The sequence below is a fragment of the Streptomyces halobius genome (assembly GCF_023277745.1).
GTDB classification, from domain to species: domain Bacteria; phylum Actinomycetota; class Actinomycetes; order Streptomycetales; family Streptomycetaceae; genus Streptomyces; species Streptomyces halobius.
Genome location: NZ_CP086322.1, coordinates 4,676,793 through 4,691,092 on the forward strand (window position 1 = coordinate 4,676,793; position 14,300 = coordinate 4,691,092).

Annotated in this window: 7 protein-coding genes; 6 read left to right on the forward strand and 1 reads right to left on the reverse strand. The window is 65.1% G+C overall.

The genetic code is table 11. The features are described from left to right. Window positions 1–14: 14 nt before the first annotated feature. Window positions 15–3,473, reverse strand: coding sequence for a sigma-70 family RNA polymerase sigma factor (locus tag K9S39_RS42450; RefSeq protein WP_319949570.1), 3,459 nt, complete (start codon window positions 3,471–3,473; stop codon window positions 15–17). 273 nt (window positions 3,474–3,746) lie between these two features. Between K9S39_RS42450 and K9S39_RS21215 the strand changes: the two genes are divergently transcribed. The 6 genes from K9S39_RS21215 (at window position 3,747) to K9S39_RS21240 (ending at window position 14,250) form a co-directional block, all read left to right on the forward strand. After that, window positions 3,747–5,363 carry a nuclease-related domain-containing DEAD/DEAH box helicase gene (locus K9S39_RS21215; protein ID WP_248864943.1) on the forward strand — a complete coding sequence of 539 codons (1,617 nt, stop codon included), beginning with the start codon at window positions 3,747–3,749 and terminating at the stop codon, window positions 5,361–5,363. Further along, window positions 5,360–8,518: a helicase-related protein gene (locus K9S39_RS21220; RefSeq protein ID WP_248864944.1), complete on the forward strand. Its 3,159-nt coding sequence runs from the start codon at window positions 5,360–5,362 to the stop codon at window positions 8,516–8,518. Before K9S39_RS21215 ends, K9S39_RS21220 begins: the two co-directional genes overlap by 4 nt. A 5-nt stretch (window positions 8,519–8,523) precedes the next feature. Then, the gene (gene drmB / locus K9S39_RS21225) at window positions 8,524–10,422 is read left to right on the forward strand and encodes a DUF1998 domain-containing protein (protein ID WP_248864946.1); all 1,899 of its coding nucleotides are present in this window, start codon (window positions 8,524–8,526) and stop codon (window positions 10,420–10,422) included. Continuing rightward, window positions 10,419–11,519: a DEAD/DEAH box helicase gene (locus tag K9S39_RS21230; protein WP_248864947.1), complete on the forward strand. Its 1,101-nt coding sequence runs from the start codon at window positions 10,419–10,421 to the stop codon at window positions 11,517–11,519. The genes drmB and K9S39_RS21230 overlap by 4 nt, the downstream gene beginning before the upstream one ends. Before the next feature lie 1,339 nt (window positions 11,520–12,858). Continuing rightward, window positions 12,859–13,080, forward strand: a complete 222-nt coding sequence (locus tag K9S39_RS21235) for a hypothetical protein (protein ID WP_248864949.1) — start codon at window positions 12,859–12,861, stop codon at window positions 13,078–13,080. 96 nt (window positions 13,081–13,176) lie between these two features. Next, window positions 13,177–14,250: a sporulation protein gene (locus tag K9S39_RS21240; RefSeq protein ID WP_248868886.1), complete on the forward strand. Its 1,074-nt coding sequence runs from the start codon at window positions 13,177–13,179 to the stop codon at window positions 14,248–14,250. Window positions 14,251–14,300 lie beyond the last annotated feature (50 nt).

Below are 14,300 nucleotides of genomic sequence, written 5' to 3' on the forward strand. Positions count from 1 at the left end.
GTACGGGTAGGCCCTCACGCCACGCCTCCCTTGCTCTCCTGCAGTTCGACGACGAGACCGGTCAGCGCGGCCCGCACCGGATGTGTGGACACATCAGTGACGCCCCGGAAGACGGCACGGCGGGTCCCAGGCGGGAAATGCAGTACGCCATCGCACAGTTCACAGTTGCTGACAGCGACGAGCTCAGCCCACTTGACGACTGGACGAGGGCCGGAGCGAACCTCCAGCTTGGCGACGGGGCTCATACGCCAGGGCTCTCCCCCAGGCGTCACCTTGACCTCGGCGGTTATCTGCCACGCTCCGGAAGGGTCGATCACGGCCTCCAAATCGTCCAGTCTCGGAGGCATCACCGTCCCCCTGATCTTTCTGCTGGGCCTGCCCGAGAGCTTGAGCCGCTTGCTCACCTTGCTCGTTCCGCTTGGCTTCTTCTCCTTGGGGATCGCCACAAGTTCGTGAACGGCCCTGTTTGTCTCCGACGTCAACGCTGCAATCCGTCGATGGGCCGAGGGCGAGTAGCGCATCCTCAACTCCTCGGTCTGGCCCCACTTGTTGTGCTCCGGCGGCTCGGAGGAACGAAGAAACTCCTCGGCCTCGGCCGCGAACGGCGCATCACCCCCCGCCGCCCGACCCGCAAGCAGAACTGCCTGGAACGGATTGGTCCCCACAGGGAGGCCAGGCACCCAACTGGTCTTGACCGTCATGCGATTGCCGCGCATCGCAGTCACCTGGTTGATCCTGCCATCGGCGTCAGTGGCCTCGGTGACGAGGAGCACCGCCCGGTGCTCGCCGGCCGTACCGGTAAGACCATCCCTCTCGGGAATCTTCAACGGTACCGTGGTGAGGGCCACTTGGCCCGACTCGGTGAGGCGACCCACCGTGGTGCCGCTCAGGAATGCCTGAAGAGCACGGGCGCGCGCAGGTTGATGCACTTGTGGATCGACCCGCTCCTCCTCAAGGTGCTCCACACCATTGCGCAGCGTCCGCACCGATGCCTCCAACAGTGGCCGGTGGTCGCCTCCCGCTGTCATCGCAGCCCAGAAGTTGCGGCCGAGCGCACGAACCAACCTCTGGTGCATGCGCTCCAGGCTGTCCTCGTCGTCGCCCGCTTCGCCATCTTGATCAGGCCCGGCCTCGGCGAGGCTGGCGACATCATGTGCTCCGACGATCAGGAAGGACGTGCCGGGATCATCGCTCTCGCGGGTGAGATGCAGTTTCTCGACCGTGTCTTCGTCAGCCCACCAGGAGCGGACAACCTCTGCGTTGTCCGCCTCGGCATCCGGCCGCCCCAGCCAGGCGGGACCGGCAAATCTCCTGCCGTCCACCTCCCTCCAGGGCAGATCGAGTCGTCCGATCAACCGCCGCTGGGTGTGCCCCTCGTGTGGTTCGGAGAGCGTGGAGTTCATGAGGACGAGCCCCAGACGGCTGGTCGCCCAGAGCGTGGCCTTCCCGAGGCCGTATGAACCTCCGGCCGCCACATCCGACTTGCGGCTTTCGAGCTGACGCCGCACCACGGCGGCAAATCGGCCGTCCTCGTAGTCGTCACCGGTCAGCCCGTTGGCGTTGTAGTCGTCGACGCGAAGAAGGACCAACCGATCCCGCTCGCACATCTCCCGCAGACCGGCGCTGATGACGCGCCCGACCTTCTGGTCCTGCGCGGCGGCCGCCTCATAGTGCGGGTGGAGGTCGTGCCAGCGGATCGCCGTACGGAACCGGGCCAGAGTGTCACCGGTCAGTTCGTGCAGGGTGTAACGGACCCTGACCGGGAGGTCGTTCCTCCTGTCGCGCTCGTCCAGGCTGTTCTGGGTGGCCTCACGGGCCAGGACCTCCAGATCGGCCTCGAAGGCGAAGGCCGCCGCGTTGCCGAACTCCCTGCCACCATCGTCGTGTCCAGGGCGGTGATACCACACGACAGACGTCTCCGCAGGTTCGTCCTGCGATTCCGGACCAACCACGGAGACCTGCCCTGCTTCGTCCTCGAATCCAGGAATCTCCTGCACCCTGGCCAAAAGGTCCGGGCGAGGCACAGCGCGGTCGTCGAGCCAGGCATCGACGAGCGCTCGCGTCACCCCCAGCCAGTGTGCGAGTTCATTTTCGTCCGTCCCATTTCCTTGCATGCGCTCGGCCAACCACCGACCGAACTCCGTCTCCTTCGACGCCACCGTTCCCTCTCTCACGTCGGAACTGCTCTCTGTCTCCGGCGTGCCGACACGATCGTTCGGCAGCGCCTCGCCGCCCCCCGTTTCCTCCCGCGCCTCCGGGCCTCTGCGAGGTGCGGTCCTTCGAGCGGCCTCCTGAGCGATTCGTCGAGCAGCCTTCAGACGACGGCGCTCCGCCTCGGGATCGTCGGGATCCAATCCCACTTGGATCCTCAGGTCCTTCAGCGCTCGCTTCTCGATCTGCCGAATACGCTCGCGCGTGACGCCGAATTCCTTACCGATTTCGTCCAATGTCCAGGATACGCCGTCGATGAATCCGTATCTCAGCAGAAGAATTTTCCGAATTCTCTCCGTGAACACGCACTTATCGAACAGCTGGAAGATCTCTTCGCGCTCGAATTCTGACCACAGCGCCTGTTCCGGGCCCGGCACCAGCCGAAACTCATCGACGACAAATTCTCCGAGAGTCGTGTTCTCACCGACGGGTTGCTCAAGCGACAGAACCGCCCGATGCCCCAACCGCAGGCAGTCCATCACCTTTGCAGGAATGAGCTCACACGCCAAGGCAAGATCATCGACAGTGGGGGTTCTGCCCTGGTCGAGAAATGCCCGCTCCTTCTTCCGTACCCTCTCCACATCGGTCCAGACGTGGAGAGGGAGTCGAATGGCCGCCCCTTCGTTGACCACGGCCCGGGTGATGCGTTGCCGAATCCACCAGGTGGCATAGGTGGAAAACTTGCACCTCATGGAAATATCGAACTTCTCCACGGCACGGATGAGCCCGATCATGCCGTGCTGCGCAAGGTCCTCGTACAAGGGACTTCCTGGCCAGTACCCCATGCCTTGCATGATCTTATGAACGAGACGCTGATTATGGATCACCATCGCGGAAAGGGCCCGGTACGCCTCGCCATCCGGCGAAATTCTCGCCAGATAGCCGTCGGGCAATAACTCCGATGGGGTTCTGGCTCCTCGGAACAGGAGACAGAGGCCCACTTCCTCCTCGGCACTCAGCAGACGCCGGTGCGGGTGCACTCGCCTCCGATCGCCCTCGAGCAAGTCCCGAGCGGCACGACGAGCCGCGTCCATGTCGTCGACACGCACCGTCCCTCGAAGGGACTCGACGTCCGGGACTTCTTCTTCCTCCTCGGGGGAATCCAAGTTGTCGAGAACATGGTCGAGATCGTCCCCGTGGTCGGCAGTCGCGCTCTGAGTGAAGGCCGGTTCCTCTTCGACGTCCTCGTCTTCCACCTCCGGCGCTGTCACAGCTTCGTACAAGGCCTGGGTCTGCTCCGCGTCGAGGCGCGCGGCCCTCATCACCTGCCTCAGAGCCGTCCGGCGGTCGAGTCCTTCGGCCGTGAATCGACGTATGAGTCCGACGAGTAGACCCCAACCAGCATCAGTCATCCGCCTGCTGGATGCACCGTCCCGCTCCGTGGTCATCACGCCCCCGCGCCCGCACTCCGTCTCTGTTCGTAGTCCATCACTCATCGGGCCTTCGCTGCCAGCACCTCCTTGCCAGGGCCCGTGCCCCGAGGATCCATCACTCGGTATTTTGGGAACCTGTTGGCGTGACCATGGGGAGAGTGGATGCGGATCATTCCGAGCGAGATCTCGGGCAGCACCAGGAGCCAGGCCGAGCGCAGTGTGTTCGCGGCACTCAAGGCAATTCCTGATGACCGGAGCGTCGCACTGCACACGGTTCATCTCCCCCAGCACCGCAAGAAGCGTGTCGGCGAGATCGACTTCGTCGTCATCATGCCCGACATCCTGCTCTTCATCGAGGTCAAGGGCGGTCGCGTCCACCACCGCGACGGGAAGTGGTACTACGGCCCGCCCGGACGCGAAACAGGCCCCGAGGAGAGCCCCTTCGCGCAGGCCAGCGGCGGCATGCACGAGTTCGACCGGGAGATCGGCGCCCTGGTCGGTGACCTGCGAGATCATGGCGTCCCCAGCGGCTATCTCGTGATCACCACAGACATCGACCTTCAACGCACGACCGAATTCGAGCCCCAACAGTATCTCGGCAAGACCGCGTACGACGGCGGACGCGGTCTTGCGCAAGGCATCGAACGAGCCACCCGCTTCTGGCTGAAGCGGAACAGGTGGGCCCGCATCCCCGTCTCCGCCTCCCTGCGCAAGAGAATGCTCGAGGCCGTCCGCCCGGATTTCGACCTCGTGCCCAATCTGCAGTCCCGGCTGACGCATCTCGACGTCACCTTCGAACGCCTCACCAACGAACAGCTCGACAGGCTGGACGAGCTGGAGTCCAATCCGCGCCTCATCTGGACCGGTGGAGCAGGCACAGGCAAGACGTTTCTCGCCGCCGAGGCGGCCCGCCGCAAGTCCGCCAACGGCAGCGTCCTGTTCACCTGTGCGAGTACCACGCTGGTTGCCCACATGGACCGGATCCTCACCGACGACGCGATCACGGTCCTGCCGTACGACCGTCTGGACGAGGTTCGGGACCGCGCCTTCGACCAACTGATCGTGGACGAGGCACAGGATCTGATGACCTTCGAGCGTCTCAGCACCTTGGAGGAGCTGGTATCGGGCGGCCTCGCCGAAGGCCGCTGGATCTTCATGCTGGATCAGAACAACCAGGTACTCGCCCCGGACGCCTACGACCCCGAAGCCTGGGAGTACCTGCGCCCTCTGGGCTCCGTGTACGGGCCCATGAAGCGCAACTGCCGCAATACGGTGCAGATCGTCAAGCAGGTCCGCTTCTACACGGGGGCCGACGTGGGCATCGCCTCCGCGGGCGAGGGTGAGCCGGTCCGCTTCGCCGACGTGCACGACGCCCAGGAGGAGGCCACCGTTCTCGACGCCTATGTGAACGAACTGGTGCGGGAGGGTGTCTCGCCGAAGGACATCACGCTGCTGTCCGCTTCCGGGGACTGGGAAACGAGCTCGGCCCGTCTGTCACAGCGAGCCTCCAAGATCGAGCGATTCGCCGACGTAGTCGGGACCGACCGCACGAAGCACCGTCTCACCTGGTCCTCCGTCTCCGACTTCAAGGGGCACGAGAACCATGTCGTCTGTCTGATCGACCTCGAACCCGAACACCTCGACGGCCGTCTCGACGCGCTCTACGTCGCCTGGACCAGAGCCCGCGCCCAGCTCTGGGTCGCTTGCCGCCCCGGCACCCACCAGACGCTGAAGGACCTGGGCGTGGCCGTGCTGACTCGGGAGGGGCGTCTCAAGTGAACGACTCCGAATCACGGCTCTCCGATCACCGCACCGACTTCGTGAAGTACCTCCGCCGCCAGTTGGTCGGCCCGGCCGTCGCCGAGGACGAGACCCTCGTCGACCCGCCGGACCGGCGCTACCTGATGGGCACGTTGTATCCGCGTGGAGCCTCCTTGCTGGAGCACTCGCAGGAGGACGGCGAGCAGGATTTCAACGAGACCGAGGCCGGTAACGGAGAGGAGGACAGCTTCGCCGACGATCCGGTGGCCGAGGCGAATGCGTGGCTTCCTTCATCTCTCGGCTTCTCCTTCTTCACCAACGCACCTGAAATCGAGGTGACGTGTGGGGCCTCCCGCTACGTGACGTCCCGCGAGGGCGGACGTCGCAGCTGGCGAAGGCAACCGCGCCTCTCCACGACGAAGACCGTCGGCGCGGAACGGACGGCCCCGATCAGCGTTCTGGACGATCACGGTCGTCTCCATGTTCGGTGGCGCCCTTTCGGCGCCGGACATCTCGTCACGTGCGTGCTCGCCAACGCGCACGACGAAGAGGAGAGCACATACAAGGATCGGGACCTGATGCTCTTTCAGGCCGAACTTCAGGCGACGACGGTCGGCGGGACCGTGCTCGAGTACCCGAGCACCCGTCTCAACAGCCGCGACGAGGAGGAGCAGGAGCTTCGAGTCCAGTACCGGCACATCGTGACCAGGGCCGTGGGGCACGGATGCGCCGTCGAGTGGGACCCCGATTCCGACCTGGTCACCACCGTGCGAGCGCAGGTCATGCCTCAGCAAGTGGTCGAGCACATCAAACCCGACGGCCCCAAGGACTTGCCGGTACTCAACCTCGCGCACCTGTCCCGGACCGGTCTCGCAGTGGAAGACCTCCGGGCCGAACTGCACACCTTCGTCCTGGGCTACCGCAAGTGGTTCGACACCCAGCGGTCGCAGGCGAAAGGTTTGCAGCCATGGGCCGCCGCACCCGCCGCACGAATCCTCCAGCGCATCGAGACCGCACTCGACCGTATGACGTCGGGAGTGGAGGCCCTCACCGCATCAACCCCGGCAGGAGACAAGGCACGCGAAGCCTTTCGCCTGGCGAACCGAGCCATGGCGCTCCAGATGCTCCACAGCCGCCCGGAACTGGCGGGCAACCGACGCCGCAGGGGCGGCGAAGTGCTCGAACTGTCCGAGCCCGGTGGCGACTATGCGTGGCACCCGTTCCAGCTCGCCTACTTCCTGCTCGTGGTCGAGGGCCTGATGAGCCCGGAGCACGAGGACCGTAAGACGGTCGACCTCATCTGGTTCCCCACAGGAGGAGGCAAGACGGAGGCATACCTCCTCACCGCCTGCTTCGAGATCCTCTGGCGCCGGCTGCGGTTCGGCGCGGCCGGGGGCGGCACTGCCGTTCTGAGCCGATACACGCTGAGCCTGCTCACCACACAGCAGTTCCAGCGCACGGCGACGGCCATCTGTGCCCTCGAGTACATCAGGAAAGGACACGACGGGCCGCTGCCCCACGATCTGGGGCAGGAGCCCATCTCCATCGGACTCTGGGTGGGCAAGGACACGACGCCGAACAAGATCTCCGCCGCGCAGGACGAGCTCGGCATCCTGAAGCAGATGAACGCGCCCGATGATCGATTCCTGCTGGAGCGTTGTCCCTGGTGCGGCACCGAGATCGTCCCGGAACGCCAGGGGCAGGACCGGGACTTCGGTATCCGGGCGGATGGCGTCACCACCTCGTTCTTCTGTCCGCGCGACACCTGTGTCTTCCACGAGCGCCTCCCGGTATCCGTCGTGGACGAACAGATCTACAAGGAACCCCCGACGTTCGTGCTCGGCACCGTGGACAAGTTCGCACGCCTGGCATGGGAACGGGAGGCCGGGAACCTCTTCGGCAGGGACGGCAAGCGCGCACCCTCGCTGGTGATTCAGGATGAGTTGCACCTGCTGGCCGGCCCCCTGGGAACAACGGTCGGTCTGTACGAATCGGCCATCCTTGAGCTGTGCGCCTGGGGCGGCACCGTGCCGAAAGTCATCGCGTCGACCGCGACGATTCGACGCTCCCAGGACCAGATCCGCAGCCTCTATGGTCGCCCCGCACAGCTCTTTCCTCCGTCGGGGATCAAAGCCGGTCACTCCTACTTCGCCTCGCCCGACAAGGACGAGCCCGGACGTCTGTACGTGGGTGTCATGGCACAGGGGCACACCGCCTCGACCTCGACCGTTCACGTGGGTGCCGCCGCATTGCAGGCCCCGAAGGAGATCTGTGACGACGACACCCTCCGCGACGCGTACTGGACTGCGGTCGCCTATCACAACAGCCTGCGGGAACTCGGACGTACCGTCACAATCGCGAGAGACGACATCCCCGCGCGTCTTGAGCATCTGACGAAGGACGAAACCCGACGGCGTAAGCTGAACGACGACTCGGTGGTCGAGCTGACAAGCAACATCCCGCGCGCCGCTCAGCCACGACTCCTCGAGCGCCTGGGCAAAAGCTTCAAGGAACGCGGCAGTGTCTCCTTCCTCGCCACGACCAACATGCTCTCCGTGGGCGTCGACGTTCCGCGGCTCGGCCTCATGCTCATGAACGGGCAACCCAAGACGACATCGGAATACATCCAGGCCACCAGCCGCGTCGGTCGTCGTCATGTACCGGGACTGATCGTCACGCTCTTCCGATCGTCCAAACCACGCGACCGATCCCACTACGAGTCGTTCGGTGTCTACCACCGCTCGCTCTATCGGCACGTCGAACCGACCAGCGTCACACCGTGGTCCTTGCCCTCTCGTAACCGAGCCCTGCACGCGGTGCTCACCATCCTGGTGCGACACGGAATACGTCTGGACGCGGAGAACAAGGCCGGGGACATCCTCGATCGCACAGCCGAAGTCGCCCGGATCCGTGACCTCGTGGTGGACCACGTGCGGCGGGCCGATCCGGACGAGGCCGATGCCGCGGCTGCACAGTTGGACTCGCTGATCGTAGCCTGGCGGCAGGAGGCCGAAATCGCGCGTGCCGATGGCAGCCGTCTCTACTACCAGCCCCAGGGGCGGTCGCACGAGGCACTCCTCACCGACTTCGGCAAGCAAGGTGGCCTGTGGGAGACGGCTCAGTCGATGCGCAACGTCGACCGTGAGTGCCTCGTCGCCGTGAAAGGAGCGTGAGAGCAGTGAAGGATATTCGTCGCAAGGTCCGCAGGGCACAGACCATCGTCCCCTTCGGCGTCGGCGGGATCCTCGACCTCCGAGGCGAATCGTTCGTAGCCGCCGATGTCCGAAGCTGGGCGCCCAGCGCCGAGCGGGTGGAATCACCACGGCTCGCGAGGAAATTGAGGGTTGCAGAGTTCCGTTCGGCCCCCGTCATTCCCTCCGGAAAGGCCGCCTACGCGACCCGTATCGGACCCTCGTACGTACGATTCCCCAAGTGGCTGTTCTGCCCTCAGTGCAGGGAAATGCAGCTCTGGCGCCTGGATCGCGAGCGAGAGCTACGGGACAAGCAACCGACCTGCGGACGTTGTGCAGGAAAGCCTCAGCTGGCCCCGATGCGCTTCATTCAGGTATGCAGGGCAGGTCATATGGCCGACATCGACTGGCGTCGATGGGCTCACTCCAAGAGTGAAGGGCATGATCAGCGCCAATGCCAGGTTCGCCGGCTTCGGTTCGTCGCCACTCCCGAATCCTCTGGGCTGGAAGCCCTGTGCGTCGTCTGTGCCGTATGCCGGGCCGGACGTAATCTGGCCGGAATCAGCCAGAAGAACATCCTCAAGCAGACGGGCCTGCAATGCTCGGGAACCCACCCCTGGCAATCCGAGACCGATGAGGCGGATCCCTGCGAGGAAACACCGCAAGCGGTACAGCGCGGCGCCTCCAATGTGTACTTCCCGATCACGCACTCCGCTCTCGACATCCCCGCGCCTGCGGGTCTGTCCGAGGAAGACGCATTGACCCAGAAGGTCGTCAATCATCCCATGTGGCTGGACTTCAACAGTGCGGATGGTAGCCCGATTTCCGATCACTTCAGAGCTGTGATCGCCATCCAGTGCGAGGTTTCGGAGGAATTCGTAGAGACTCTGCGACGCCGCCATTCCGACGAAGCTGCGTCGATGCCGTCTGCGGCTGATGCGGATGACGACCTCAGTATCGCCGAATGGGCGGCCTTTTCCGTCCCTGGATCCGTCGTCAATTCGAAGACCTTCTCCGTGCGACGGACCCACCTCGGGATCGACGACGACGCACCCGAATCCATGCAGGAACTGGCTGCGGGCATCTCCACGATCGTCGTCGCGGACCGGGTTCGCGAGGTACGCGCGCTCGAAGGATTCTCGCGGTACGAGCCCAGCTCCGGCAACGGCGAAGAGGGCGAAGGCGGGCGCGTCGTGTCGGTCAACACGCAGGCCCGGGCCCAATGGCTTCCCGCCATAGAGACCTACGGTGAAGGTATCTTCATCGCCCTCGACGAGGAGCGTGTGAGTGCCTGGGAGAGACTTCCGTCGGTGCGCGACTGGACACGACGCATCGAACGCAACCTGGACGCCTCTTTCAAGACCGACCGCCTCAGAGGAAAATCGGGTCCGGAGCTCCGCCCGCGATTCGTGATGCTGCACACCTTGGCCCATCACTTCATCCGTCAACTCTCTTATGACAGCGGGTACAACGCAGCCTCGCTACGGGAACGCGTCTATGCCCGAAGTCACGCCCCGGGCAGCGAACTTCCGCCCCAAGCCGGCGTGTTCATCTACACAGCCGCCGGGGATGCAGAAGGAACGCTGGGCGGCCTCGTCCGCCAGGGACAACCACCGAACCTCGTCGAAACCTTGATCCGGCTGCTCGAATCGGCGCAGTGGTGCTCCCAGGACCCTCTGTGCGCCGACTCGACCGGTAGGTCTCTGGCCAACCTCAACCGTGCTGCCTGCCATGCGTGCACGCTCCTTCCCGAGACATGTTGCGAGATCGACAACTCCCTTTTGGACAGAACACTGTTGATCGGTGACGGCGAGGTCCCGGGATTCTTTCGGGGAGTCGTACAGGCCGCACTCGAGGAATCGGCCGAAGCCGTCGATCTACCATGAAGGTCCCTTCCCTCCTCGACCTCGAGTTCGAGCAGCAGGCCGTCATCGATCTTCCGTTCCACGGAAGCCACGTCATCACTGGGGCACCCGGCGCCGGAAAGACCGTGACGGCCGTCTACCGCGCCTGGGCACTGGCGACCGCCGGTCGCGATGTCGCCCTCTTCACGCGCTCCAATCTGCTGCATCAGTACCTCGCGCAATTGGCTCCGGACCTCACGGAAGCTCTGTCCGTCACCACCTACCATCGGTGGATCAGGGAATTCTGGCGCCGGCGCTTCCGGGCCGATCCGCCGCAGACCGACGAGGACGGTTGGAGCTACGACTGGATCGAGATGCAGCGGAACTGCATCTTGCAGAGTGTCGGGTCGACCACACACCTGGTGATCGACGAGGGTCAGAACCTGCCCGTCGGCTTCTATCAGTTGTGCCGAATCCTTGGTGTCGGCGTCACTGTATGCGCAGACGAGAACCAGCGGATCGGCGACGATCAGAGCACCGTGGCCGAGATATGCCGGGCCCTGGCCATACGGGCCGATCCACTCGTGCTGCGCGAGAACCGCCGGAACAGTCGGGAGATCGCGAAACTGGCATCCAAGTTCCGCGAGGAGGCCGGAGGTGAGATGGCCTTGCCGACACGCGCCGGTCGTACGCCCACAGTCCTGAAAGTTCCCTCACTGGAGTATCTGCTCACTGAAGTTTCCCGGTACTTCAACGCACATCCAGAGCGAAGCATCGGAATCATCTGCAGGTCGACCCACTTGCTGCGAGATATCCAGAGCAGACTCACGCACCTCGGTCTTGCCAAGTACACCCAGGCCTATGCACACGACGATCAGTACCGGAACGCCATCGACTTCTCGGCGCGCCCCATCCGAATCGTGAACGCGGCCAGTATGAAGGGCCTGGAGTTCGACAGCGTCTTCGTGCCGGACCTGGACGCATACACAGAGGACGCGACCAGTGTGGAGGCGCGTCTTCGCCTCTTAGTGCTGTGTACTCGCGCCCGCGAGGATCTCCACTTCGCTCACCGCGGCCCCCAAGAACCCGCCATCTTGTCGAGCATCCCGGAATCCTTGTTGGTCCGACACGCCGGTTGATCTTGCAGCGCAGTCATTCCATCCCGGGGCAGAGGCAGAACCGCACCTGCACGCCGGGCTTGGGATCCGTATACACCGGCACTTCGCACTCGTTCGTCTACGGCGTGGTCCGATCTCTATAAGATCAGGCTCACATTTACTCCGGCGTTCTCGCTGCACAACTGGCAGTGACCCCGAGGGTGAAGCGCGCCGACCCTTCCCAGTTGAGCTCTGCCTCCTTTCGCGCGCCGTAGTCGATATCCATAACATCCTGGAGCCGGATCAGGGGCACCCGATGACGGCGAGGTGGAGGCCACTCAGGAGCCGGTCGGCCTCTGGGACTCGGACAACGGCACCAACGGCGGCGACTACGCCGGGGAGGACGGGAGCTGATCACATGAAGTCGGAGATCACCTGACGACCCCAATGACTGATCCGAGGCTTGCGCTACATCATCGATCCCCCCAAACGGATCGTGACGGTCGGCCTGGAGACGATGGAGATCGTGGATGGCCTGCCGCCTCTGTCTATCCTGGAGTAGCAGACGAGGCGCGGTCTCCAGGGAAAACCGGGAGAAGATCTTGGTCGAGGTCTCCCAGCGCGCGATGGCCGGGCAGGTGTGACGCGCGCCTCACGCGACCGATCGCGGCTGCGCGTTCGCAGACCCGGCCGCCAACTCGCCTCTGAGGACTGCTCGTGGACCAAGAGTTGACCGCCGTGGGCGACGCCGACGCGGCAGAGCCGGTGGGACTCCTCCTCTGCACGATCTGTGGCGCGGCGACGGAGTACTGGCGGCCGTGCGGCCAGAAGGCTCGATGGAGTGCCGGCCGCCGCGCAGCCAGAAGTACTGTCCCGCGCCGTGCCGTTCCGAGGCCGCCGAGAAGCAGCGGACCGTACGGCCGAGGGACTCACCGGAGGTGCGCGCCCAAGCCGACGCTCACGCTGCGCGCCCTCGCATGCGGAGTGCTGGGCGAGCGCCACCGGTTCGTCCGGAGTGCGGGAGGCGAGCTTTTCTTGCGGTTCCGGGCCGAAGCGCCGTACGGCACGGTTCGCGGGTGTTGTTCGGGGCAGTAGGGCTTCGGTCCTCGCGGGGTGTTTTCCGTCGCCCGTCCGGGTGCTTTTCGGACGTTCCCCGGCAAGCCGCCGGAATGCCGCCTGCGTGCGGCGCCTCAGTCCTATGCTTCTACATGCGTGTAGAAAACGCGAGGGGCGGCCTGGATGTTCCGGGCCATCCTGCGGGCGACGGGCAGCCGGACGGGAGAGGCGCGCCACATTGAGCAGGCCATTGGCTGCCGGACGCGGCCACCGAAGCGGCAGATCGCCCTCGCCATCCATTCGTCGTTTCCCTAGGAGGGGTGTCGTGGCTTCGATCGACCTGGACAAGGTGCTGGACAAAGCATGGGCGGACAAGAGTCTGCCGGAGATACTCGCCGCGCCGGTGTCGGCGCTGAAGGGCGTCTCGGACCGGGACGGCGAGCTCCTGCACGAGGCGTTCGGCGTCAAGACGGTCGCCGATCTGGCCGAGTTGAAGTACGCGCGCTGGGCGCAGGCCCTGGCCGCGCTGGACACCTCAGCCAAGTAACCATCCCCTGCTGGTCGGTGGGTTCCCCCCTCTTCGGGCGGCCCACCGGCCGGTGGCTGACGAACCACATGTACACATGAAGGAGTGAACACCACGATGGTGTTCAAGCGGCTGTTCGGCTCGCTCGGCGTGGGCGGGCCCACGGTGGACACGGTCCTGGAGCCCGGCGCGGTGCTGCCCGGCGGCGCCTTGAGCGGGCAGGTCCATCTGAAGGGCGGTGACCGCGACTTCGCGATCGAGCACATCGCCCTGGAGCTCGTGGCCCGCGTCGAAACGGAGCACGACGACGGGGAGTCCGAGGGTGCCGTCGTCTTCGACCGGTTCAGCGTCGGCGGGAACTTCCGCATCGCCGCCGGCGAGCTGCACAGCGTGCCGTTCAGTGTGATGCCGCCGTGGGAGACCCCGATCACCGAACTGCACGGGCAGGGCCTGGGGATCGTGCTCGGGGTGCGCACCGAACTGGCGGTGGCCGGCGCGAAGGACAAGGGCGACCTCGACCCGCTGGCCGTGCGCCCGCTGCCCGCCCAGGAGGCGGTCCTGGAGGCGCTCGGGCAGCTCGGCTTCGGCTTCAAGTCCGCCGATCTGGAATACGGGCACATCGGCGGCACCGGCCAGCAGCTGCCCTTCTACCAGGAGATCGAACTCACCCCGCCTCCGCAGTACGCACATCAGGTCAATGAGATCGAGGTGACGTTCCTCGCGGGTCCGGGCGGGCTGGAGGTGGTCCTGGAGGCCGACAAGCGCGGTGGCCTCTTCTCCGAGGGCCACGACGCGCTCACCCGCTTCACCGTCGGCCACCACCGCGTCGCACTGGTCAACTGGAACGACGAAGTCGACTCCTGGATCCGTCGGTTGGTCGAGCACCGCGCCTCCCATGGTGGCCATGGACCGTACGGGCACGGCGACTCGCACCACGACGGCCACCACGGACACGGTGAGCTCTACGCCGCCCACAGCAGCCACGCCCCCAAGGACGGGGACGGCCACGGTGGTCACCACCTTGGTGACAGCCACGGACACCGCTCCGGGCCGGGCACCGGCACGGCGATCGCGGCCGGTGCGGCGGGACTCGCCGTCGGCGTGGCCGGCGGCATGGTCGCGGCCGAAGTCGTCGACGAGGTGGGTGACTTCTTCGAGGGCGACGAGGAGGAAGAAGGCGAGGAAGGCTGAGGCGCCCGCGCTTCCCTGCTACCTTCTACATCAATGTAGAAGAAGTGGTT